Here is a 23,220-nt window from a genome sequence, read left to right as displayed (position 1 = left end):
ATGCCGGTACTGGTGATCACGGGCACGGGCACGGAGGTCGGCAAGACGGTCACGACCGCCGCGGTCGCCGCGGCGGCGCGCGGCGCGGGCCGGTCGGTGGCCGTGCTGAAGGCCGCGCAGACGGGCGTACGGCCGGACGAGGACGGCGACGCGCAGGAGGTCACGCGCCTCGCGGGCCTTGTGACGACCGCCGAACTCGCGCGCTACCCGGACCCGTTGGCCCCGGCGACGGCCGCCCGCCGGGCCGGGCGGGCGGCGGTGCGCCCGCACGAGATCGCGGAGGCCGCCGCCAAGCTGGCCGCCGAGCACGATCTGGTGCTGGTGGAGGGAGCGGGCGGTCTCCTCGTCCGCTTCGACGAATCGGGCGGCACCCTGGCGGACGCGGCGGAGCTGATGGCGGCGCCGGTCCTGGTGGTCGCCTCGGCGGGCCTGGGCACCCTGAACACCACGGAACTGACGGCACGTGAACTCCGCCGCCGGGGACTGGACCTGCTCGGCGTGGTGATCGGCAGCTGGCCCGAGGAAGCGGACCTGGCGTCGCGCTGCAACGTCGCGGATCTGCCGGAGGTCGCCGGCGCACCGCTGCTGGGCGCGGTCCCGGCCGGCTCCGGAGCCCTGGCCCCCGCCGGCTTCCGCACGGCGGCACCGGGTTGGCTCGCGCCGAGACTGTTCGGGACGTGGGACGCGGAGGGGTTCCGGGGGCGGGTCACGGCCTGAGGCCGCACTGTCCGACCCACGTGCCATGCTCTGATCATGGTGAACGCGGACAGGGTCGAAGACCTCCACGACGATGAAGCGCCGCCCGCTCCGGGCCCCGCCACGCCCGCCGAGTGGGACGCCCTGATCGAGGAGTGGGACGAGATCCGGCAGGGCTACCACCTCGGCGATACGCCGGGGATGGTCCTGGCCTGCGCGAGAAGCCTGGAGGCGAGCGTGGCGGCGGGTGGACGGGACACGGCTCTGTGGACGTTCGGGCTGGTGCTCATAGGTCCCCACGTGATCTACGCCCACCCGGACCCGGCCGCCGAGGCGCAGGTGCTCAGGGCGATGGCCGCCGTCGAGCGGACCCTCGGTCCGGCGGACTGCGCGCACGAGGAGCATCCGTGTGACGACATGCCGGACGACGACGAGTCGGACAGCCTCCGGCATGTGCTGGAGATGCTGGCCCGTCCGGAGCGGGGCACCGATGACGACGGCTCCGGCCCGGCCGCCGACGGCCTCCGGCCCGGCGATGAGCCGGACGACCGGTTCGAAGGCCGGATGACACGGGAGGTCTGGGCCTGCCCGCGGAATGTCGCCGGGTTCGCCCGCGCGTTCTCGGAGGGCTAACCGGACCCGTCCTCGTCGCTCTCGGCGAGGAGACGTACCAGTTCGATGCGGGAGCGGATCCCGAGGCGGGTGAAGACGCCTCGTAGGTGGTGGTCGATCGTGCGGGGGCTGAGAGCCAGACGGGCGGCGATCTCGCGGTTGGTGGCGCCGTCGGCGGCCATGCGGGCGACCAGGAGTTGCTGGGCCGTGAGGGTGACGGCCGGACTGTCGGGGGCGGTGCGGGCCGGGGCCGCCGGAACACCCAGGGCGCGGAGTTCGGTGCGGGCCTGGGTGGCGCAGTGCGGGGCGCCGAAGGAGTCGAACGCCTCGAGCGCGCTGTGCAGACGGTCGCGGGCCTCGGTACGGCGGCGCAGTCGGCGCAGGGCGCTGCCGTACAGCAGTTCCGTGCGGGCGCGTTCGAAGTCGCGGGTGCCGCGGGAGTGCAGGTCGAGGGCTGTGCGGTAGTGGTCCACCGCCTCCTCGCCGGGCGCGAGCAGGGCTCGGCAGCGGGCGCTGAGTGCCAGGTCGTCGGGGCTGAGTACCGTGCCGGCCCAGCGGTCGTAGGCGGCGTGCGCCACGCGGGCGACCCGGGTGTCGCCGGTGCGGACGGCTGCCTCCACGTAGTGCGGGGTGGCCAGATGGCGGATGGCCCGGTGGCCGTGGCCTGGGCCGAATCCGGCCAGGGCGCGCAGCCGGGCCGCCGCCGCGGCGAAGCGACCGCTGCTCAGGTCGAGGAACGCGAGCGCCCACTGGGCGAGAGCGGCGGGCAGCCCCAGGCCACGCGCCAGGGCGTAGGACCGAGCGGTCGCCGACCGTTCGCGGCAGACGTCGGCGTCCCCGGTCAGCGCCGCGAACATGGCGAGGGCGGCCTGGAGATGGCAGGCGCCGTTGTCCTGACCGGTGGCGTGGGCCTGCCGCAACGCGTCCGTCGCGGCGGCCTCGCCGCCCCGGGGGCGTCCCGTCCAGAAGTCGGCGTACGCCCGGAACTCCATCGCCTGCGGCACGGTCACCGGGGTGCCCCGCGCCCGGGCCGAGGCGGCCGCGCGGACCGTCGCGGTGGCCGCGCGGGTGTGGTCGCCGAGCAGCAGGGCGGCGATGGCGGCGTGGATCAGGACGGTGGGGTCACCGCCGGGCCCGCACCGCCCGGCGGCCGACTTCAGCAGGTCACGCGCGTCCGCGTACCGCCCGTCGCACGCGGCCACCAGCCCGCCCAGCGTGCCGGGCGGCACGACACCGAGCCGGCCGGCGACTCTCGCTGCCTCACGCAGACGGCGTAGGTCACCGGTGTAGACGGCGGCTTCGGTGGCTCGGGCGAGGAGGTGGGTGGCGGGGGTGGGCGGGGTGGTGCTGGACGGGGTGACTGAGGTGAGGGCGCTCGGGACGACCGGCGTGACAGCGCGTGGGTCGGCCGGGGTCACGGCGCGCGAGGTGTTCGGAGTGACAGCGCACGGGGTGCCCGAAGGCGGGACGGCGGCAGGCGGGGCCACCCGGGCCGATGCCGTGGGTGCCGCGGCCCCCGCCCCCGTCAGCAGCGCGTCGAACGCCTCCGTCGCGTTTCCCGCCCTCAGCGCGAGCACCCCGCTCAGCGCGTCGTCGGCGGCGGTCGCCGCGAGCCGACGGGCCCGGTCACCGTCGCCGGAGCGCCACGCGTAGGCGGCGGCTCGGGCCGTCAGACGGCGCTGTTCGGCGTGGTCGGGGCACAGCGCGGCGGCCCGCTCCGCCAGTGTCCGCGCCACCGACAGGCGCCCGGTGCCGGCCGCCCTGCCCGCCGCGGCGGAGAGTTCCGCGGCCAGCCGCCCGCTGGGGCCGAGCGCGCCCGCGCCCCGGTGCCAGGAGCGCGACGGCGTCTCGCCCTCACCGCGCAGCACGCGGGCCAGCAGCCGGTGGACGTCACGGCGGTCGGCCGGGGTGCCGCTCTCGTAGGCCGCGATCCGCGTCCACGCGTCGCGGAACGCCACTCCGCCCGCTCCGGCGTGCGCGATCCCGGCGGCCTCGGCGGCGTCCAGGCACCGGGTGTCGAGACGGGCCGCGACGACGGCGCGCAGGAAGGCGTCGGTGGAGACCGGGTACTGGTCGGCCGCGGCGAGGAGCAGCAGGAGGCGGGTGTCGTCCGGCAACGCGCGTATCTCCGCCCGGTGTTCGCGCAGCAGGGCCGGGGCCAGTTCGGCCGGCTCGGTGGGGAGCGGGTCGGTGCCGGCCGCCTGGCGTGCGGTGAGGCGCGGGAGGAGTTCGGCGGCGGCACGCGGATCGCCGTGGACAGCGCGCAGCACGCGCACCCGGACGCCCTCCGAGAGGCCGGCGGCCGGTTGGTGCCACGCGTCCGTGCGCTGCGGTGGCGAAGTGCGGTCAAGAGGTGGGGGGTTCACCGGAGTCACCACACAAATGACGTTACTGGCGGGTTACTTGAATCGTAAAGACCGGCGATTTCACCGATGCGGCGCGCGTAGACCCGGCTCGACACTCCTGGCAACCCCACACGTTTCAGGAGGCATCATGCAGCGCACCCCGCGTCGCATCGCCACGGGTCTCACGGCCCTGGCCGCCACGCTCCTTCTGTCACTCTCCCTCTCCCCCACACCCGCGCAGGCCGCCGCCCGCAACCCCGTGGTCTTCGTGCACGGTCTGAGCAGCTCGGCGAGCAGCTGGGACGACTGGGCCGGCTACTTCAGAACCGACGGCTACGCCGCCGGTGAGCTGGACGCCTGGTCGTACGACTGGTCCCAGTCGAACGTCACCACCGCCCAGCAGCTCGCGACCGAGATCAGAAACGTGCTCGCCCGCACGGGCGCCTCGAAGGTCGACCTGGTCGTCCACTCGATGGGCACGCTCAGCGCCCGCTACTACCTCAAGAACCTCGGCGGGACGTCGTACGTCGACGACTTCGTCTCGACGGCCGGCGTGAACCACGGCACGTCCACCGCGGCGTGGTGCGCGTGGCTGTACACCTCCTGCGCGCAGATGAACACCGGCAGCTCCTTCCTGACCTCGCTGAACTCCGGCGACGAGACCCCGGGCAGCGTGTCGTACGCCAGCTACTGGTCGAACTGCGACAACGCGCTCACGCCCGACACCACCGCGATCCTGAGCGGCGCGACGAACGTCGAGGTCGGGTGCGTCTCGCACACCGACATGAACAACGACCAGGGCGTGTACGAGCAGGTCCGGGACTTCATCGGCTGAGCCCGGGGCCGCCCGGGCGGCGGCCGGAGCGTACAGCGGGGGTGCGCGGGCCCGGTAGTGGGGACAATCAGGGTGAGTCGTGTCCTGCCCGGGAGGTCCCCATGGCCCTGCGGTCCGCCGGTTCCGGCAAGGTGGCACGGGATGCCGTGCACCATCCGCTGTTCGCCCGCTGCTACGCCCGGATCAGCGTCAACGCCGAGACCCGGATGGGCATGGCCGGCATCCGCGACCGGCTGCTGACCGGGCTGTCGGGCCGGGTGATCGAGATCGGCGCCGGCAACGGTCTGAACTTCGCCCACTATCCGAGTTCCGTCTCGGAGGTGGTCGCCATCGAACCCGAGCGCCTGCTGCGCACGTTGGCGGTGGACGCCGCGCAGCGCGCCGAGGTGCCCGTGGACGTGGTGCCGGGCGCGGCGGAGGCCCTGCCGGTCAAGAGCGAGGCCTTCGACGCGGCGGTGCTGTCGCTGGTGATGTGCAGCGTCCGGGACGTGCCGAGGGCGCTCGGCGAGATACGGCGGGTGCTCAGACCCGGCGGTGTCGTGCGGTTCTTCGAGCACGGCCGGGGCGGTGGCCGCGCGATGCTCCTCACCCAGCGCGCGCTGGACCGGACGGTGTGGCCACTGGTGAGCGGCGGCTGCCATGTGTCGCGCGCCCCGGTCGCCGCGCTCAGGGAGGCCGGCTTCGAACTCGGCCCCTACCGGCAGGTGATGATGCCGGAGAACGGGCCGACGCTCCCTTCGTCGTACTGCTTCCTCGGCACGGCGTGGCGGCCGCCGCTCAGCGAGTAGTCACAGGCTCCACTGCCGCAGTTCCTGCGCGATGTCGTGCACCGTGGCCTCGCCGCTCTTCACGAGCCGTGCCAGGTCGCGCACCTGCTCGGGCGAGGTGACCACCTTCAGGCCGCTGGCGACCAGGTAGGCGTAGGCGACGGCGGAGGCGAACATGGCGTTGGAGCGCTCCAGCGCGGGGACGTGGACGAGCAGTTGGAGCAGGGAGGCGGCTCGGGCGTGCGGGCTGTCGTAGACCGGGACGTCGAATATCCGGGCCTGATGGCGTTCGACGGCCGCGACGAGGGCTCCCCAGTCGGTGACCTGGGGGTCCCCCGGTGTCCTCTTCTCGGCGAGCATGAGCAGCCAGGCAAGGTCGATGTTCAGTTCGTTCAACGGATCAGTGGCGACCTTCGCGCGAGCCCTCGCGGTCAGTGCCGAACTCCTCGACGAACACCGACTCGTACTGCTTCATGAAGTCGGCGGCGGCCTCCACGAACGTGTGGCCGACCTCGCCGGTGTCCTGCTTGACCAGTTCCTCGATGTAGCGGTTGACACTCATGCCGCGGGCCACGGCGCGCTCACGGGCGGCGCGGGCCGTGCCCTCGTCCACTCTCACGTTCAGCTGGGTCTTCGCCATACCTCGAAGCTAGCGCGGTTTCGCTAGCACCGGCAAGGGCTTCGCCGCACGGCGAGAGGGTGCCCCTTACACCGATACCGGGGACCCGACCTGGGGCGGAGAGCGACCGGGACCTCGGAGGGATACCCGGTGTGTGGTGGATCACATTAGGCTCGGCGGGGACGAGTGTCGTTGCGTGCGTTCCGTGTAGGAGGCGGTCTTGTCCACAGCAGCTGCCCGGTACGTCCCGGGCCCCGCGTCGGCGGACGGGATCGCGGCCCGCGCCCGCGGCCTGACCAAGGCGTACGGCTCGGGTGAGACGACGGTGCTGGCCCTCGACGCGGTGGACGTCGACATCGCACGCGGCCGTTTCACGGCGGTCATGGGCCCGTCGGGCTCCGGGAAGTCCACGCTGATGCACTGCCTGGCCGGCCTCGACAACGTCTCGGCGGGCCAGGTCTGGCTGGGCGACACCGAGATCACCGGTCTGAAGGACCGCGAGCTGACCCGGCTGCGGCGGGACCGGATCGGGTTCATGTTCCAGTCGTTCAACCTCATCCCGACCCTGAACGCGGCCGAGAACATCACGCTGCCCATGGACATCGCGGGCAAGAAGCCCGACGAGAAGTGGCTCGACCAGGTCATCGACACCCTCGGGCTGCGGGACCGGCTGGGGCACCGGCCCTCCCAGCTCTCCGGCGGCCAGCAGCAGCGCGTCGCCTGCGCCCGCGCGCTCGCCTCCCGGCCGGAGCTGATCTTCGCCGACGAGCCGACCGGCAACCTCGACTCCCGGGCCGGCCTGGAGGTGCTCGGCTTCCTGCGTGAGGCCGTCGACCAGCTGGGGCAGACCGTCGTGATGGTCACCCACGACCCGGGCGCCGCCGCCCACTCCGACCTGGTGCTGTTCCTGGGCGACGGACGGATCGTCGACGAGATGGAGCGCCCGACGGCGGAGGCCGTACTGGAGCGGATGCGCCTGTTCGCCGGCGGGAACGCCGCGGCCGGCGACCAGGCTCCTCTCGCAGAGCCGCCCGAGAAGGGCTGACCGGTGCTCAAGGCGACACTCAGGAGCTTCCTCGCACACAAGGGCCGACTGCTGCTGTCCGCCCTGGCGGTGATCCTCTCCGTGGCGTTCGTCGCGGGCAGCCTGATCTTCTCGGACACCGTCAGCCGTACCTTCGACCGGCTCTTCGCCTCGACCGCCGCCGACGTCACCGTCACCCCGAAAGAGACCTTCGACGAGACGATCCCCTCGGGACAGACCCCGACCCTGCCGGCCTCGCTCGCCGACCGCCTCGCGAGGGTCCCCGGCGTCGCCGCGGCCCGCGCGGACGTGGACGTGGACGGCATCACGGTCGTCGACAGGGACCGCGAGTCGGTGGGCCCGACCACGGGAGCCCCCACGATCGGCACCGCCTGGAACCCGACCGAGCGCAGCCCCGTGGAGCTCACCTCCGGTCACGCCCCGAAGGGCGACGGGCAGGTGATGATCGACGCGGACACCGCCGACGACAAGGACGTACGGATCGGCGACCGGCTGACGGTCATCGGGCAGGAGGGCTCCTTCCCGGTCGAGGTCGTCGGCATCGTCACCTTCACCACCACCAACCCCGGTGCCGCGCTGGTCTTCTTCGACACCCCGACCGCGCAGAGCAGACTGATCGGCGACCCGAAGGGCGCCACCGGCATCACGCTGGACGCGGCCGACGGCGTCAGCGACGCCGAGCTCAAGCGGCGCGTGGGCGACGCGCTCGGCGGCGACAGCGCCGCCTACGAACTGCGCACCGCGGACGAGCAGGCCGAGTCGGACGTCGAGCAGCTGGGCGGATTCCTCGACATCATCAAGTACGTGATGCTCGGCTTCGCCGGGGTCGCGGTCCTGGTCGGGGTGTTCCTGATCGTCAACACCTTCTCCATGCTGATCGCCCAGCGCACCCGTGAGCTGGGGCTGCTGCGGGCGCTCGGCGCGGACCGGCGCCAGGTCCGCCGCTCGGTGCTCGCCGAGGCACTGCTGCTCGGCCTGGTCGGCTCCACGGCGGGCCTCGCGGCCGGCGTCGGGCTGGCCGCCGGACTCATCGAGCTGATGGGTCTGCTGGGCATGAACATCCGGACGGACGAGATGGTCGTCGGCTGGGGCACGCCGGTGACCGCGTACGTCGTCGGCCTGGGCGTCACCTTCGTGGCCGCGTATCTCCCGGCCCGGCGCGCGGCGGGCGTCTCGCCGATGGCGGCCCTCGCGGACGCGGAGACCTCCGAGATCGGGCGTCCGCTGCGGCTGCGCGCCCTCCTCGGCGCGGTGATCGGGGCGGCCGGTGCGGCGGCCCTGGTGGGCTGCGCCACGGCGTCGAGGACCTCGTCGGCGGCGTCCCTGCTGGGCCTCGGCGTACTCCTGACGCTGATCGCGACCGTGATCGCGGGACCCCTGCTCGTCCGGCCCGTGATCCGGGTCCTCGGCGGCGCCTTCCCCGCGCTCTTCGGCTCGATCGGCCGGATGAGCCAGCGCAACGCCCTGCGCAATCCCCGCCGGACCGGCGCCACCGCGGCCGCCCTGATGGTGGGCCTCGCCCTGGTCGGCGGGATGTCGGTGGCCAGCGCCTCGATGACCAAGTCGTTCGACCAGCAGATCGACAAGACGCTGGGCGCCGACTTCGTGGTGCAGAACGGCAACTTCGTGCCGTTCCCGCGCGAGATCACCGAGCGGATCCGCGACACCGAGGGCGTGGGGCTCGTCGTACGCTCGCAGTTCACGACCATCGCCGTACGCCTCCCGGACGGCGACCGTGTGAAGACGACCGCCGCGGCCTACGAGCCGCAGCTCGACAAGGTCGCCAACATCACCTACGCCCGGGGCGACTCCGCGGCCGCGCTCGCGGACGGACACCTCGCGATGGACAAGGACTTCGCCGAGGACCACGGCGTGCGCGTCGGCAGCGCCGTTCCCGTCGAGTTCCAGGGCGGCCGCACGGCCGAGCTGACGGTGGGCGCCCTCACGGACCAGGAGTCCGCGGACGGGTTCGGCAGCCAGGGCGGGATCTACTTCGGCCTGGCCACCCTCCAGAAGTACGCACCGGGCGGGCAGGACGCGGCCGTGTACGTCAACGCCGCCTCCGGCACGAGCGCGGACGACCTGCGGGCCGGCCTGGAGAAGACGCTCGACCCGTACCCGCAGGTGCAGGTCCGCGACATCGCCGACTACAAGGACCTCGTGCACGACCAGATCGCGGTGCTGCTCTACCTCGTGTACGCCCTGCTCGGGCTCGCGATCATCATCGCGGTGCTCGGCGTCGTCAACACGCTCGCCCTGTCGGTGGTGGAGCGCACCCGGGAGATCGGGCTGCTGCGGGCCATCGGTCTGGCCAGACGGCAGCTGCGCCGCATGATCCGGCTGGAGTCGGTGGTGATCGCGGTGTTCGGCGCGGTCCTGGGGCTCGCGCTGGGGCTGGTGTGGGGTGTGTGCACCCAGCAGGTGCTGGCGCTGCAGGGCATGACGGCGCTGGCGATCCCGTGGTCCACGATCGTCGCTGTGGTGATCGGCTCGGCCGTGGTGGGGGTCGTGGCGGCGCTGCTGCCCGCGTTGCGTGCATCGCGCATGAATGTTCTGGCGGCCATCGCGCACGAGTGATGGAATCGCGGCAGGCACTCAAGTCCCATGCAGGCGAGGAGAGTTCGTGTCGCACCCGGTGAGCCCGCGTCCGTTCCGCTTCGGCGTCAATCTGATGACCTCCGCCCCGGCCGAGGAATGGCGGGCCAAGTGCCGCCGGGCCGAGGAACTCGGCTACGACGTGATCCTGGTCCCCGACCACCTGGGCATGCCCGCGCCGTTCCCGGCCCTGGTCGCGGCGGCGCGGGCGACCGAGCGGGCGCGCCTGGGCACGTTCGTGCTGAACGCGGGCCTGTGGAACCCGGCGCTGCTCGCCCGCGAGGTGGCGACGACCGACGCCCTGACCGGCGGGAGGCTCGAACTCGGGCTGGGCGCGGGGTACGTAGAGGCGGAGCACGACGCGGCGGGGCTGCCCTTCGGCACTCCCGGCGAGCGCGTGGACCACCTGCGGCGCACGGTCGAGGAGCTCGACCGGCTGCTGGGGTCCGGGTCGTACCATCCGCAGCCGGTGCAGAAGCCGCGAGTGCCGCTGCTGGTCGGCGGCAACGGGAACCGGGTCCTGCGGCTGACCGCCGAGCACGCCGACATCGCGGCGTTCGGGGGCGCGTACCCGGACCCGAAGAGCTCCACCGGGCGGCTGATCCCCGTCACGGCCGACCGGCTCGACGAGCGCGTGGCCCGGTACCACGGGTTCGCGGCGGACCGTGCGGAGCCGGCCGAACTGAACCTGCTCCTGCAGATGGTGACCGTGACGCAGGACCGCGAGGCCGTGGTCCAGCCCCTCCTGGACCGGGTCCCGGAGATCACCCTCGACCAGGCGCTGGCCCTGCCCATCCTCCTGATCGGCACCCTGGAGCAGATCACCGCGCAGGTACTCGCCCAGCGTGAGCGGTACGGGTTCTCGTATCTGACCGTGCTGGAGCCCTGCATGGAGGCGTTCGCGCCGGTGATCGAGAGCCTGCGTGGCAAGTAGCCGTCCGCATGCCGGAATTCGGCGCCGCGGCCCGCCGCCCGTGATGGGATTCGCGGCATGACTGATCTGCGGATACGGGCCGCGACGGCCGACGACCTCGACGCCGTGCTGGCCTTCTGGAAGACGGCCGCCGAGGGCACGAGCATCAGCGACGACCGGGACGGCGTGGAGCGGCTGGTCGCCCGCGACCCCGAGGCGCTGATCCTGGCCGAGCTGGCCGGGGAGCTGGTCGGCACGGTGATCGCGGGCTTCGACGGCTGGCGGTGCCATCTGTACCGGCTGGCGGTGCACCCCGAGCGGCGGCGCCGGGGCATCGGTGCGGCGCTGCTCGAAGCGGCCGAGGAGCGGTTCGTACGGCTCGGCGGGCGCCGGGGCGACGCGATGGTGCTGAAGCGGAACGAGATCGCCCATCACGCCTGGCGCGCGGCCGGGTACGCGCCCGAGGAGCACTGGCGGCGGTGGGTGAAGCCGCTCACGGACTGACTGCTTTGCCGATCCTTTACTATTGGTGAACCACTTCGGTCCTCCAATGAAAGGTGTGAGCGTCCGCCCATGGGCGAGCCTCCCAGTAGCAGACATCGAGCGATCCTCCCCACCCTGTCCGACCATGGGACGGAGGTGACCCGATGACCGAAGTGCTCCTCCTTCTGGTGGCGATCCTGCTGTCGCTCGCCTGCGGTGCCTTCGTCGCGGCCGAGTTCTCGCTGACCACCGTCGAGCGCGGTGAGCTGGAGCGGGCCGTGGAGCGCGGTGAGCGGGGCGCGGCCGGCGCCCTGAAGGCCGTACGGAACCTGACGTTCCAGCTGTCCGGCGCGCAGCTCGGCATCACCGTCACCAACCTGGTCGTCGGCATGCTCGCCGAGCCGTCGATCGCCACGCTGCTCGCGGGCCCGCTGGAGTCGATGGGTGTCTCCCGCTCGACGGCGAGCTCGGTCGCGCTGGTGATCGGCACGGCCCTGTCGACCGTCGTCCTGATGGTCGTCGGCGAGCTGGTGCCCAAGAACTGGGCGATCTCCTCCCCGCTGGCCGTGGCCAAGCGGGTCGGCAACGCCCAGCGCTGGTTCAGCGCGGTCTTCCGCCCGTTCATCACGCACCTGAACAACACGGCGAACCGCATCGTGCGCCGCTTCGGCGTGGAGCCCACCGAGGAGCTCGCGGCGGCCCGCGGCCCCCAGGAGCTGGCCGCCCTCGCCCGGCACTCCGCCCGGGAGGGCGCCCTGGAGGCGGACACCGCCGAGCTCTTCGTACGGACCCTGAACCTGGCCGACCTGACCGCGGAGAACGTCATGACCCCGCGCGTCCAGGTCGTCGCCCTCGACGCCCAGGCGACCTGCGAGGACGTGGCGAACGCGACCCGGGCGACCGGGCTGTCCCGGTTCCCGGTCTACCGCGGCAGTCTCGACGCGGTCGTGGGCACCGCGCACATCAAGGACATCCTCGCGGTACCGGCCGAGCGCCGGCCCCGTGTCCCCGTCTCCGAGCTGATGCGCGAGCCGCTCCTGGTCCCCGAGACGCTCACCGTCGACCGGCTCCTGGACCGGCTGTCCGGCAAGCGCACGATGGCCGTCGTCATCGACGAGTACGGCGGTACGGCCGGTGTCGCCACCCTTGAGGACATCGTCGAGGAGGTCGTCGGCGAGGTCCGCGACGAGCACGACCCGCACGAGACGCCCGACCTCGCCCCGGCGGGCAGCGACGACGAGGGCCGGGCGCTGTTCTCGGCCGACGGCTCCGCCCGGGTGGACCAGCTCGCGCGCGTGGGCCTGAGGGCACCCGAGGGGCCGTACGAGACCCTGGCCGGTCTCGTCGCCAGCGAACTGGGCCGTATCCCCGCCGTGGGTGACCGGGTCGAGGTCGTGGGCTGGCAGCTCGACGTCGTGGACGCCGCCGGGCGGCGGGCCGCGCGGGTACTGCTGCACGCGCCGCTGGACGACGCCGCCGCGACCGAGAAGGAGGACGGGCGATGACCGCCGTACAGCTGTTCATCGGCTTTCTGACGCTGGTCGTCAACGCCTTCTTCGTGGGCGCCGAGTTCGCGCTGATCTCCGTGCGCCGCTCCCAGATCGAGCCGTACGCCGAGCAGGGCGACCGGCGCGCCAAGAGCGTGCTGTGGGGCTTGCAGCACGTGTCCGCGCTGATGGCGGCGGCACAGCTCGGCATCACGCTGTGCACGCTGGTGCTGGGTGTGGTCGCCGAACCGGCGATCGAGCATCTGCTGGAGCCGGTGTTCCACGCGCTCGGCGTGCCGGAGGGCGCCGGGCGGGCGATCTCCTTCGCGATCGCGCTGGCGCTGGCCACCTACCTCCACATGCTGCTCGGCGAGATGGTGCCGAAGAACATCGCGCTGGCCGAGCCGGTGCGCAGCGCCCTGTTGCTCGGACCGCCGCTGGTCACGCTGGCCCGCGCGGTACGGCCGGTGATCTTCACGATCAACGCCTTCGCCAACGCGCTGCTGAAGCTCCTGCGCGTCGAGACCAAGGACGAGGTCACGGCGACCTTCTCGGACGCGGAACTGGCACGGCTGGTGCGCGACTCCGGCGAGGCCGGGCTCATCGACGAGCGGGCGCGGGAACGGCTGCACGACGCCCTGGAACTGGGCCGCAGGCCCGTGCGTGACGTGGTCCTTCCGCTGGAACGGGTCGTCTACGCGCGCGTGGGCGTCACGCCGGAGGAGTTGGAGCGGCTGTCGGCCGAGTCGGGCTTCTCCCGCTTCCCGGTCGTGGACGACGGGCGCCGCATCGTCGGCTACCTGCATGTGAAGGACGCCCTGGACGCCATACAGCAGGACGTCCCGTTCCAGGTAGCGGACATGCGGCCCATCGCCCGGGTGCGGGAGAGCACACCGCTCGACGACGTCCTGACGGCGATGCGGGGCAGCCGGACGCATGTGGCGGCCGTGCTGGGCAGCGACGGGCTCCTGTCCGGACTCGTGACCATGGAGGACGTGCTGCGGAAGCTGTTCGGACAGCGGGCCTGAGAGCGAGGTGGTGGGCCCGGCCCGTGCCCGACCGACCGGCAGGTATGGAGCCGGGATACCATTCCTGTCGCCATGCAGACGAACCCCGCACACAACAGCCTGGTCGCGGTCGGCGACTCGTTCACCGAGGGCATGTCGGACCTGCTCCCCGACGGCTCCTACCGAGGCTGGGCCGACCTCCTCGCCGGCCGGATGGCCGCCCGCGCCCCCGGCTTCCGGTACGCCAACCTCGCGGTGCGCGGGAAGCTGATCGGGCAGATCGTCGAGGAGCAGGTCGACGTGGCGGCCGCGATGAACGCCGATGTGATCACCCTCGTCGGCGGACTCAACGACACCCTGCGCCCCAAGTGCGACATGGGACGGGTACGCGGCCTGCTGGAAGAGGCCGTGGAGAAGCTCGCCCCGGCGTGCCGGCAACTGGTGCTGATGCGCAGCCCGGGTCGGCAGGGCCCGGTCCTGGAACGGTTCCGGCCGCGCATGGAGGAGCTGTTCACTTGCGTCGACGAGGTGGCCGAGCGGCACGGCGCGGTCGTCGTCGACCTCTACGGCGCCGCCTCGCTGAGCGACCCGCGCATGTGGGACGTGGACCGGCTGCATCTGACGGCCGAGGGCCACCGCCGGGTCGCCGAGGCGGTGTGGCAGGGCCTCGGCTACGACCCCGAGGACACCGAGTGGCGCACGCCCATGCCGGCCACCGTGCCGCCGGGCTGGGTCACGCGGCGGGTCACCGACGCACGGTTCGCGCGTCGGCACCTGCTGCCCTGGATAGGCCGACGGCTGACGGGACGCTCCTCCGGGGACGGACTGCCGGCGAAGCGCCCCGAACTGCTGCCGTACGAGGGTCCGGCGGCGTAGGCCCGCGGGATCCCGGGCCTACGCCTGCCCGAGGGCGCCGGACCGCACGACCGCCACGGGCCGTACGCCGACGCCGTTCGCCCTACGACTGACGGGACGCGGCCCGGCTGCGCCGGTACAGGACGGTGCCGGCGACCAGCAGCGCACCGCTGGCGGCGACGCCGCCGATGACGCCCTCGGCGCCGATGCCCGTGTCGGGCATGTGGGGGTGGCCCGGCTTGCCCGGCGCCCTCTTGGTCGGCTCGGGGCCGGGCTCGTCACAGCCGTAGCCGTGGCCGTGGCCGCATTCGTGGTCGTCCCCGTAGCCGTGGTCGTCCCCGTAGCCGTGGTCGTCTCCGTAGCCGTGGCCGCCCGGCTTGTCGTGCCCGTAGCCGTGGTCGCCGGGCTTCTCGGAGCCGTAGCCGTAGCCGTGGTCACGGGCCTTGTCGTGCCCGTAGCCGTGGTCGCGCGGCTTCTCGCTGCCGTAGCCGTAGCCGTGGTCCTTGGGCCCCTCGCTGCCGTAGCCGTAGCCGTGATCGGCCGGCTTCTCGGAGCCGTAACCGTGGTCCTTGGGCTTCTCGGAGCCGTAGCCGTGATCGCTCGGCTTCTCGCTGCCGTAGCCATAGCCGTGATCGGCCGGCTTCTCGGAGCCGTAACCGTGGTCCTTGGGCTTCTCGGAGCCGTAGCCGTACCCGTGGTCGGCCGGCTTCTCGCTGCCGTAGCCATAGCCGTGATCGGCCGGCTTCTCGGAGCCGTAACCGTGGTCCTTGGGCTTCTCGGAGCCGTAGCCGTACCCGTGGTCGGCCGGCTTCTCGGAGCCGTAGCCCTGGGAGCTCGGCGCGTCGGTGCCGTAGCCGGAGTTGCCGTGCCCCGACGTGGTCTCGCCGGAAGCGGGTCGCGGCAGATCCAGGTTGTCGAGCTTCTTCTGCACCTGCTGGAATTGGTCCTGCGCCTCGCCGAATTTCTCGTGCATGCTGCCGATTTTCTCGTCCAGCTGCTCGTGCAGCCCGTCCGAGTCCCAGGGATCCGAATGGCCCGGCAGTGCGGCGGCGGATTTCGCCACGGCGCCCTGCACGAGTGGGGCCGCGGACGCGCCTGTGCCATACAGGGACAGGGCGCTCGTCGCGGCGGCAGCCGCGATCAATCCCCTGGTCAGAGCCTGTCGCATTGTCGTTCGTCTTTCTCTCGGGAGAAATGGGGAAGCCGACGCCGGCCATGGGCGCGATGGCGTCTAATGCCGGGATCGGCTAGATCGTGGGAGGAGCCGGGATGCCGCGCGCTCAAACTCGCCACGACTTGCAGACTATGAACGAAATGTGGAGGCCCCAGGAAACCAGGACGCGTCGATGGACTGGGAATTCACCCGATCGCCCGCGCCGATACCGTCCGTCTCGCGGACCGGCCGGAGGGCCGCACGCGGAGCACCGCTGACCTGGGCCGCTCCGTCGGGGGCCGTCAGGACGCCGGGTAAACTCCGTACACGTGACTTCTGCGCCCGCCAAGCCCCGCATCCCGAACGTCCTCGCCGGACGCTACGCCTCCACCGAGCTCGCCACGCTCTGGTCCCCCGAGGAGAAGGTGAAGCTCGAGCGCCGGCTCTGGCTCGCCGTGCTGCGGGCCCAGAAGGACCTCGGCATCGAGGTGCCGGACGAGGCGATCGCCGACTACGAGCGCGTCCTCGACACCGTCGACCTGGCCTCGATCGCCGAGCGCGAGAAGGTCACGCGGCACGACGTGAAAGCGCGGATCGAGGAGTTCAACGACCTCGCCGGGCACGAGCACGTGCACAAGGGCATGACGTCCCGCGACCTGACGGAGAACGTCGAGCAGCTCCAGGTCCGGCTGTCGCTGGAGCTGGTAGGCGACCGTACGGTGGCCGTGCTGGCGCGTCTGGGCAAGCTGGCCGGCGAGTACGGCGAGCTGGTCATGGCCGGGCGCTCGCACAACGTCGCCGCGCAGGCCACCACGCTGGGCAAGCGGTTCGCGACCGCCGCCGACGAGCTGCTCGTCGCGTACGGCCGGGTCGAGGAACTGCTGGGCCGCTACCCGCTGCGCGGCATCAAGGGACCGGTCGGCACGGCGCAGGACATGCTCGACCTGCTCGGCGGCGACGCGGCCAAGCTGGCGGAGCTGGAGCACCGGATCGCCGCGCACCTGGGCTTCTCGCAGGCGTTCACCTCGGTCGGCCAGGTCTACCCGCGCTCGCTGGACTACGAGGTCGTCACCGCGCTGGTGCAGCTGGCGGCGGCGCCGTCGTCGCTGGCCAAGACGATCCGGCTGATGGCCGGGCACGAGCTGGTGACCGAGGGCTTCAAGCCGGGCCAGGTCGGCTCCTCCGCGATGCCGCACAAGATGAACACCCGCTCCTGCGAGCGCGTGAACGGCCTGATGGTCATCCTGCGCGGCTACGCCTCGATGACCGGCGAGCTGGCGGGCGACCAGTGGAACGAGGGCGACGTGTCCTGCTCGGTGGTGCGCCGCGTCGCGCTGCCGGACGCGTTCTTCGCGCTGGACGGCCTGCTGGAGACGTTCCTGACGGTGCTGGACGAGTTCGGCGCGTTCCCGGCCGTCGTCGCTCGGGAGCTGGACCGCTACCTCCCCTTCCTCGCCACCACCAAGGTGCTGATGGGCGCGGTGCGCGCGGGCGTCGGGCGGGAGGTCGCGCACGAGGCGATCAAGGAGAACGCCGTCGCCTCCGCGCTGGCGATGCGCGAGCAGGGCGTCGAGCGCAACGAGCTGCTCGACAAGCTCGCCGCCGACGAGCGGATCCCGCTGGACCGTGCCGGGCTGGACGCGCTGATGGCCGACAAGCTGTCCTTCACGGGCGCCGCCGCGGACCAGGTCGGCGTGGTCGTCGGCCGGATCGAGGAGATCGTGAAGCAGCGCCCGGAGGCCGCCGGTTATACGCCCGGGGCCATCCTCTGACCCCGCTCTGCGGATGACGCGCTTCACGCCGGAGCAGCTGGCGGCCGCCCGTGACCGACTCGTCCCCGATGTCGTCGCGGACGGCCTCCAGGTGCTGTTCTGCGGTATCAACCCGGGTCTGATGACGGCCGCGACCGGCCATCACTTCGCCCGCCCCGGCAACCGCTTCTGGCCGGTGCTGCATCTGTCCGGCTTCACACCGAGGCTCTTGAAGCCGTCGGAGCAGGATGAGTTGCTCTCGTACGGGCTCGGCATCACGAACGTCGTCGCGCGGGCGACCGCACGGGCCGACGAGCTGAGCGCGGAGGAGTACCGGGAGGGCGGGCGGCTGCTCGCGACGAAGGTGGAGCGGCTGCGGCCGCGCCGGCTGGCCGTCGTCGGGGTCACCGCCTACCGGGCGGCTTTCGACGACCGCAAGGCCCAGGTGGGTCCGCAGGAGCGGACGATCGGGGACACGCGCGTGTGGGTCCTGCCGAACCCGAGCGGGCTGAACGCGCATTGGACGGCGGCGACGATGGCGGAGGAATACGGGCGGCTGCGGGTGGCGGCGGCCGAAGCCTGAGAGGCCCGCCGGGCGACCAGGGCTCGCGCTCACCACGGGTGGTCGCCGGCGGGCCGTCACGGCGGGTCGGTCTCCGTGGCCACCGCTATGAGCTTCACGTCGTCGTCCTCGTCGCGGTCGGCGACTGCCAGCACGACCCAACGGCCCGTACCCACCGCCTCCCAGACATAGGCCACGCGGACACGTTCGCTGAGCAGGGCCCAGGGCTCGGGTATCTCCTCGTCCGCCGTGCGCAGCAAGGTGGTCTGGCCGTTCCACGGGGGCTTCTCCCCCCACCGCGCGGCGAGCGGCTCGTGCAGGGCGTCGCGGTGCTTCTCGAACTGCTCCACTGCCGATGCCCGTGACCCGCAGTCGCCGTGGCTCCTCTCTAACACGGCGACGTGGTACCCGGGTCCGCTCTCGCCGCCCCGCCACGCGCTGCGCTCCGCCGTGAACGGGCGGAAGCACAACTCGTCGATGAGGGCGATGTGCCGCGCGATGTTCATGGGGTCCAGTAAACCCGGCCGCACTGACAATTGGCGCGCCGTCAGGCGTCCCGGCGTCGCACGCTCCAGACGCCCGCCAGCAGCGCCGCCGCCGTCCACAGCGCGGTCACCGTCAGGCCCGACCACGGTCCGAGGGTGCCGTCGTAGCTCTGGTGCAGGACGACCTGGCCGGCCTTGTCGGGAAAGTAGTCGGCCACGGTGCCCACGGCGTCGCCGACGACGAAGGACACCACGAGGATGAACGGGATCAGGACGGACAGCGTGGCCACCGCGCTGCGGAGCACGGCGGTGAGACCGGCCGCGAACAGAGCCATGAGCATGAGGTAGACGCCGCAGCCGAGCACGCCTCGCACCTGCTGCGCCGTGGTGAGCCCGCTCGCCGCCGAGCCGAGTCCCGCGCGGGCGACGGCCAGTGCCGCGAGGGCGGTGACCAGACCGACGAGCAGGGCCGGCACCGCGAGGGCCGTCATCTTGGCGGCGAACCACCGCCCGCGCTGCGGCACCGCGGCGAGCGTCAGCCGGAGGGCACCCCCGTGGTACTCCGACGACACCACCATGGCGCCGAACGAGACGGCGGCGATCTGGCCGGGCAGGACCCCTGACAACGAGGTGAACAGGGGATCGAACTCAGGGTCGGAGCTCCCTTCGGCGGCGGCCGGCGCGGCGAACGCCGTGGTCACGGCGAACAGCGCCAGCAGCGCTCCCGGCAGTGAGCGCAGGGTACGGATCTTGAGCCATTCCGCGTGGAGTACGGGCGTGAATGCCATGGTTCAGGCCTCCTGGGGCGGTGCGGTGAACTCGGTCTCGGTGGCGGTCAGATCGAGGTAGGCCTGCTCCAAGGTGGCTGCCTCCGCGGCGAGTTCGAGGAGGGGGACGCCTGCCTCCGAGGCGAGCCGGCCGATGTCGTCCACGCGTGCGTGGCGCACGATCCAATGCCCGTCCTCGTGCTGGACGGCGTCGTGCCCGTGCCGGGCGAGCGCGGTCCTGAGCGCGGTGGCGTCTGGGGTGCGGATGCGGACGCGGCGTTCCACGCGTGCGTGGATGAACTCGCGCATCGGGGTGTCCGCCAGCAGGCGTCCGCGGCCGAGGACCACCAGATGGTCGGCGAAGGACGCGGTCTCGTTCATGAGGTGGCTGGAGACCAGCACCGTGCGTCCCTCCTCCGCAAGACGGCGCAGCAGGCCCCGGATCCAGATGATGCCTTCCGGGTCCAGGCCGTTGGACGGCTCGTCGAGCATGACGACCTCGGGCTCGCCGAGCAGCGCCGCGGCGATGCCGAGCCGCTGGCGCATGCCGAGCGAGTACGTCCTGACCCGCCGACGGGCCACCGACGACAGCCCCGTCTCCTCCAGCGTCTCGTCGACCCGGCGGTCCGGGATGCGGTTGCTCGCCGCCAGGACACGCAGATGGTCGCGGCCGGTGCGCGAGCCGTGCGCCGCCTGGGCGTCCAGCAACGCCCCCACGTGGCGCAGGGGTTCGCTCAGGGTCGCGTAGGCCCGGCTGCCGATGGTGGCCGTGCCGGACGTCGGCCGGTCGAGGCCGAGCACGAGTCGCATGGTGGTGGACTTCCCGGCGCCGTTGGGGCCGAGGAAGCCGGTCACGCGGCCGGGGAGGACAGTGCAGGTGAGGTCGTCCACGGCGCGCCGGGTGCCGTACTCCTTGGTGAGGGCCTGGATCTCGATGCTGGTCATGGCAGCAGGCTGGCCGCCGGGGCCGGTCCGGGTCCTCCCCCGCCGGTGGAGATCGTCTCCCCCGTGCGGGGGAGGCCCGTTGTCAGTCGTGGCTGGCACGATGACGAAATGGTCCGCTTGCTGCGCCCGTTCGGCCGGGCGGTGACGTACACACGATGGCTGCATCTGTTCATCGCCGTCGTGGCGCCGAGCCTGCTGCTGTTCGTGCGCGAGGTGTGGTGGATCTGGTTGATCGCGGCCGCGGCCCTGGTCCCTGCGGGGCTGGTCCCGGCGGTACGGGTCGTGGAGGGGTTGCAGGCCCGGCTGCTGCTGACCGGTCACCGGCACGACAGCGAGAGCACCGGCATCGTGGTCGCGCCGTCCGCGTCCTGGAGCGACCGGGGACGGCTCGTCCTTTGGCTGGAGGCGCGACTGCTGCTGGGCTACGTGACCCTCACGGTCAGCGCCCAACTGATCTTCGCGATGGTGGACTTGGCAGCCGCTCCGTTCGAGCACGACACCGAGCAGAGCGGGCCGTTCGTCCTCGCCGGACACGCTTGGTGGCACATGCTGCTCGTGCCGATGTTCCTGCTCGCCCTGGGTGTGACCGTCCTCGCCGCGGGCCACCTCATCACCGCACTCGCCCTCCGCCTCCTGGGCCCCTCCCCGGCCGAGCGCCTCGCTGCCTTGGAGGAACGCACCGAACATCTCCTGGAACGCACGCGTATCGCCCGCGAACTGCACGACTCCATCGGCCATGCCCTGACCGTGGCGGTCGTGCAGGCGGGAGCCGCCCGCGCGGCCGGTGATCCCGCCTTCACCGGCCGGGCCCTGGCCGCCATCGAGGAGACCGGCCGGGCCGCCCTGGAGGATCTGGAGCGCGTGCTCGGCGTGCTGCGGGAGTCGGAGCGGCCGGTCAGCAGCCGACCGACGCTCACGGACGCCGACCGTCTGCTGGAGTCCGCGCGGGCCGCCGGCACCAAGGTCGACGTGGAGATGACGGGACCGTTGGACACCGTGCCGGGACCGGTTTCCCGGGAGGGCTATCGCATTCTCCAGGAGTCGCTGACGAATGTGCTGCGCCACGGGGGCTCCGTGCCGGCGCGGGTGCGCATCGCGGTCGCGGACGGCATGCTCACCCTCGACGTCCGCAATCCTCTGACCGCCGACATACCCGGGCCCGGCAGGGGCAGCGGCCTGCGTGGCGTGCGCGAGCGGGCTGCCCTGCTGGGCGGACACGCGCTGACCGGACCCGCCGACGGTGACTGGCAGGTGCATGTGGAGCTGCCGGTGAGTTGATCTAGGCTGACCGGATGCCGGTCACCGTTCTCCTCGTCGACGACGAACCCCTCGTACGCGCGGGCCTGCGGGCCGTGTTGGAGGCGCAGTCCGACATCGAGGTCGTCGGGGAGGCGGCCGACGGTGCCGCGGTGATTCCGCTGGTGCGGCAACTGCGGCCCGACGTCGTCGCCATGGACGTACGCATGCCGCTGCTGGACGGGATCGAGGCCACGCGCGCGGTGCTGCGGACGGTCGACGAGCCGCCGAAGATCCTCGTCGTCACCACCTTCGAGAACGACGAGTACGTATACGAAGCACTGCGCGCCGGTGCCGACGGCTTCTTGCTGAAGCGGGCCCGGCCGGCCGAGATCGTGCACGCGGTGCGGCTGGTCGCCGAGGGCGAGTCCCTGCTGTTCCCGGCCTCCGTGCGGCAACTGGCGGCGCGGTACGGCGCTGACGGCGGGAACCGGGCGGCCCGCGCGCAGCTGGAGCGGGCCCGGCTGACGGAGCGGGAGGCCGAGGTGCTGCGGCTGATGGCGCAGGGGCTGTCGAACGCGGAGATCGCCGCCCGGCTGGTGGTCGCGGCGGAGACGGTGAAGTCGCATGTGAGTGCCGTCCTGGCGAAACTGGGGGCACGCGATCGCACGCAGGCGGTGATCACGGCGTACGAGTCGGGGTTCGTGGCGCCGGGGTGATCCACCCGGCCGCGGGTGGGCCGCGGCCAGGTGGGCGGTCCCCAGCACTCGCCGGGGTCCGCACCGGCGAGTAGCATCCGCCCAACACGCGCACGAGCTGGGAGGACGGACGTTGGGGCAGCTGACCGGCGGGGATCCCTCGCTGCTGCGAAGGATCAACTCCGCGGTGGTGCTGCACGCCCTGCGTGCCACGGACGCCGCCACGCTGACGGAGATCACCCGGGTGACCGGCCTGTCCCGGCCGACCGTCGAGGGCGTGGTCGAGGGGCTCATCGAGGCGGGCTATGTCGTCGAGAAGGCGGCGGACGAGAGTGTCGTACGGCGTCAGGGGCGGCCCGCGCGGCGGTTCCGGTTCCGGGCGGAGGCGGGGCATCTGCTGGGCGTGGAGATAGGCGCGCACCGGGTCGCCGCGCTCCTCGCCGACCTGGACGGCCGGGTGCTCGGCTCCATCGCCAGGGACGTGGACGAGACGGCACCGGCGGACGAGCGGCTGGAGCGGGTGCGCACGGCGGTCGCCGAACTGCTGCGGCGGGCCGGTGTCGCCCGTGGTTCGCTGCGGGCCGTCGGGGTCGCGACGCCGGGCATCGTGGACGCGGACGGCACCGTGCGGCTGGGCGCCGCGCTGCCGGAGTGGACCGGGCTGCGGCTGGGCGAGCGGCTGAGCCGGTCCTTCAAGTGCCCGGTCCTGGTGGAGAACGACGCCAACGCGGCGGCGGTCGCCGAGCACTGGAAGGGTTCCGCGACCGAGTCCGACGACGTGGTGATGGTGCTGGCCGGGTTGAGCCCGGGTGCCGGGTCGCTGATCGGCGGCCAGCTGCACCGGGGGTACGGCGGGGCGGCCGGTGAGATCGGCGCGCTGCATCTGCTGGGCCGGGAGGCGACGCCGGAGACCCTGCTGTCGACCACGGACGAGCCCCTGCGGCCTCTCGACGAGCACGCCGTCGCGGAGGTCTTCGCCCAGGCCCGCGAGGGTGACCAGCAGGCCCTCGCGGCCGTCGACCGCTTCATCCAGCGCCTGGTCCACGACGTGGCCGCGCTCGTCCTCGCCCTCGACCCGGAACTGGTCGTCGTCGGCGGCTGGGCGGCCGGGCTCGACGGCGTGCTGGAACCCCTGCGACGCGAACTGGCCCGCTACTGCCTGCGCCCCCCGGACGTCGCCCTCTCCCTCCTCGGCGAGGCAGCCGTCGCGACCGGCGCGCTGCGGCTCGCCCTCGACCATGTCGAGGAGCAGCTGTTCGCGGTGGAGGGCACGGTGACGGGCCGCCGCTGACCGGCCCGGCCGGCCTGGTCGACTTCTTCACCGGGCCGTGCGAAGGCCGAGGGGGGGGGAGGAGGGGGGGGGG

General features: G+C 72.6%; 23 protein-coding genes. 16 read left to right on the top strand and 7 right to left on the bottom strand.

Features of this window, described 5'->3' with window-relative positions; all coding sequences use genetic code 11:
• Both bioD and AC3ETA_RS15410 read left to right on the top strand, forming a co-directional pair.
• Entirely contained in the window at window positions 1-717 is a 717-nt protein-coding gene (gene bioD / locus AC3ETA_RS15415) for a dethiobiotin synthase (protein ID WP_432193449.1), read from the top strand.
• A 36-nt stretch (window positions 718-753) separates the two neighbouring features.
• A complete protein-coding gene (locus AC3ETA_RS15410) occupies window positions 754-1,329 on the top strand; it encodes a hypothetical protein (protein WP_432193448.1) in 576 nt (191 codons plus the stop codon).
• On the opposite strand, the gene AC3ETA_RS15405 is transcribed toward AC3ETA_RS15410, so the two are convergent.
• On the bottom strand, window positions 1,326-3,683 hold the full coding sequence (locus AC3ETA_RS15405; protein WP_432193582.1) for a helix-turn-helix transcriptional regulator: 2,358 nt from the start codon (window positions 3,681-3,683) through the stop codon (window positions 1,326-1,328). The two genes, AC3ETA_RS15410 and AC3ETA_RS15405, sit on opposite strands and share 4 nt — an antisense overlap.
• Before the next feature lie 118 nt (window positions 3,684-3,801).
• Here AC3ETA_RS15405 and AC3ETA_RS15400 point away from each other — a divergent pair, with 118 nt between their 5' ends.
• A complete protein-coding gene (locus AC3ETA_RS15400; RefSeq protein ID WP_432193447.1) occupies window positions 3,802-4,488 on the top strand; it encodes an esterase/lipase family protein in 687 nt (228 codons plus the stop codon).
• A 101-nt stretch (window positions 4,489-4,589) separates the two neighbouring features.
• Window positions 4,590-5,276, top strand: coding sequence for a class I SAM-dependent methyltransferase (locus AC3ETA_RS15395; protein ID WP_432193446.1), 687 nt, complete (start codon window positions 4,590-4,592; stop codon window positions 5,274-5,276).
• On the opposite strand, the gene AC3ETA_RS15390 is transcribed toward AC3ETA_RS15395, so the two are convergent.
• Window positions 5,277-5,651 (bottom strand): fic family toxin-antitoxin system, toxin component, encoded by a 375-nt coding sequence (locus AC3ETA_RS15390; protein WP_432193445.1) that lies wholly within the window; start codon window positions 5,649-5,651, stop codon window positions 5,277-5,279. It lies immediately after the preceding gene.
• 4 nt (window positions 5,652-5,655) lie between these two features.
• A complete protein-coding gene (locus tag AC3ETA_RS15385; RefSeq protein WP_432193444.1) occupies window positions 5,656-5,895 on the bottom strand; it encodes a toxin-antitoxin system HicB family antitoxin in 240 nt (79 codons plus the stop codon).
• 199 nt (window positions 5,896-6,094) lie between these two features.
• On the opposite strand from AC3ETA_RS15385, the gene AC3ETA_RS15380 reads away from it, so the two are divergent.
• The 7 genes from AC3ETA_RS15380 to AC3ETA_RS15350 all read left to right on the top strand — a co-directional run bounded on the left by AC3ETA_RS15380 (window position 6,095) and on the right by AC3ETA_RS15350 (window position 14,280).
• Window positions 6,095-6,919: an ABC transporter ATP-binding protein gene (locus tag AC3ETA_RS15380; RefSeq protein WP_432193443.1), complete on the top strand. Its 825-nt coding sequence runs from the start codon at window positions 6,095-6,097 to the stop codon at window positions 6,917-6,919.
• A gap of 3 nt (window positions 6,920-6,922) precedes the next feature.
• On the top strand, window positions 6,923-9,496 hold the full coding sequence (locus tag AC3ETA_RS15375; protein WP_432193442.1) for an ABC transporter permease: 2,574 nt from the start codon (window positions 6,923-6,925) through the stop codon (window positions 9,494-9,496).
• Between the two features lie 46 nt (window positions 9,497-9,542).
• Window positions 9,543-10,448, top strand: a complete 906-nt coding sequence (locus AC3ETA_RS15370; RefSeq protein WP_432193441.1) for an LLM class F420-dependent oxidoreductase — start codon at window positions 9,543-9,545, stop codon at window positions 10,446-10,448.
• A gap of 57 nt (window positions 10,449-10,505) precedes the next feature.
• On the top strand, window positions 10,506-10,931 hold the full coding sequence (locus AC3ETA_RS15365) for a GNAT family N-acetyltransferase (RefSeq protein WP_432193440.1): 426 nt from the start codon (window positions 10,506-10,508) through the stop codon (window positions 10,929-10,931).
• Window positions 10,932-11,074: 143 nt separating this feature from the next.
• The gene (locus AC3ETA_RS15360; RefSeq protein ID WP_432193439.1) at window positions 11,075-12,415 is read left to right on the top strand and encodes a hemolysin family protein; all 1,341 of its coding nucleotides are present in this window, start codon (window positions 11,075-11,077) and stop codon (window positions 12,413-12,415) included.
• Window positions 12,412-13,425 carry a hemolysin family protein gene (locus tag AC3ETA_RS15355; protein WP_432193438.1) on the top strand — a complete coding sequence of 338 codons (1,014 nt, stop codon included), beginning with the start codon at window positions 12,412-12,414 and terminating at the stop codon, window positions 13,423-13,425. The genes AC3ETA_RS15360 and AC3ETA_RS15355 overlap by 4 nt, the downstream gene beginning before the upstream one ends.
• Before the next feature lie 72 nt (window positions 13,426-13,497).
• Window positions 13,498-14,280, top strand: coding sequence for an SGNH/GDSL hydrolase family protein (locus AC3ETA_RS15350; RefSeq protein WP_432193437.1), 783 nt, complete (start codon window positions 13,498-13,500; stop codon window positions 14,278-14,280).
• An 82-nt stretch (window positions 14,281-14,362) separates the two neighbouring features.
• On the opposite strand, the gene AC3ETA_RS15345 is transcribed toward AC3ETA_RS15350, so the two are convergent.
• Window positions 14,363-15,427 (bottom strand): hypothetical protein, encoded by a 1,065-nt coding sequence (locus tag AC3ETA_RS15345; protein ID WP_432193436.1) that lies wholly within the window; start codon window positions 15,425-15,427, stop codon window positions 14,363-14,365.
• A 314-nt stretch (window positions 15,428-15,741) separates the two neighbouring features.
• Between AC3ETA_RS15345 and purB the strand changes: the two genes are divergently transcribed.
• Window positions 15,742-17,184 (top strand): adenylosuccinate lyase, encoded by a 1,443-nt coding sequence (gene purB, locus AC3ETA_RS15340; RefSeq protein ID WP_432193435.1) that lies wholly within the window; start codon window positions 15,742-15,744, stop codon window positions 17,182-17,184.
• 13 nt (window positions 17,185-17,197) lie between these two features.
• A complete protein-coding gene (mug, locus tag AC3ETA_RS15335; RefSeq protein ID WP_432193434.1) occupies window positions 17,198-17,746 on the top strand; it encodes a G/U mismatch-specific DNA glycosylase in 549 nt (182 codons plus the stop codon).
• A gap of 56 nt (window positions 17,747-17,802) precedes the next feature.
• Here the strand turns inward: mug and AC3ETA_RS15330 are convergent, their stop codons facing one another.
• From AC3ETA_RS15330 to AC3ETA_RS15320, 3 genes are read right to left on the bottom strand one after another with little or no spacing between them, the layout of a single operon-like run.
• Window positions 17,803-18,231 carry a hypothetical protein gene (locus AC3ETA_RS15330; protein ID WP_432193433.1) on the bottom strand — a complete coding sequence of 143 codons (429 nt, stop codon included), beginning with the start codon at window positions 18,229-18,231 and terminating at the stop codon, window positions 17,803-17,805.
• A 41-nt stretch (window positions 18,232-18,272) separates the two neighbouring features.
• Window positions 18,273-18,998: an ABC transporter permease gene (locus AC3ETA_RS15325; RefSeq protein ID WP_432193432.1), complete on the bottom strand. Its 726-nt coding sequence runs from the start codon at window positions 18,996-18,998 to the stop codon at window positions 18,273-18,275.
• A gap of 3 nt (window positions 18,999-19,001) precedes the next feature.
• Window positions 19,002-19,922 (bottom strand): ABC transporter ATP-binding protein, encoded by a 921-nt coding sequence (locus AC3ETA_RS15320; protein ID WP_432193431.1) that lies wholly within the window; start codon window positions 19,920-19,922, stop codon window positions 19,002-19,004.
• Window positions 19,923-20,030: 108 nt separating this feature from the next.
• Between AC3ETA_RS15320 and AC3ETA_RS15315 the strand changes: the two genes are divergently transcribed.
• The 3 genes from AC3ETA_RS15315 to AC3ETA_RS15305 all read left to right on the top strand — a co-directional run bounded on the left by AC3ETA_RS15315 (window position 20,031) and on the right by AC3ETA_RS15305 (window position 23,147).
• Window positions 20,031-21,200: a sensor histidine kinase gene (locus AC3ETA_RS15315; protein WP_432193430.1), complete on the top strand. Its 1,170-nt coding sequence runs from the start codon at window positions 20,031-20,033 to the stop codon at window positions 21,198-21,200.
• 14 nt (window positions 21,201-21,214) lie between these two features.
• The gene (locus AC3ETA_RS15310; protein WP_432193429.1) at window positions 21,215-21,877 is read left to right on the top strand and encodes a response regulator; all 663 of its coding nucleotides are present in this window, start codon (window positions 21,215-21,217) and stop codon (window positions 21,875-21,877) included.
• A gap of 112 nt (window positions 21,878-21,989) precedes the next feature.
• Window positions 21,990-23,147, top strand: coding sequence for an ROK family transcriptional regulator (locus tag AC3ETA_RS15305; protein ID WP_432193428.1), 1,158 nt, complete (start codon window positions 21,990-21,992; stop codon window positions 23,145-23,147).
• Window positions 23,148-23,220 lie beyond the last annotated feature (73 nt).

This window comes from Streptomyces sp. bgisy027 (assembly GCF_057710365.1).
Note: the sequence above shows the minus strand (reverse complement) of the source record. Positions and strands in the feature narration are given on the sequence as shown.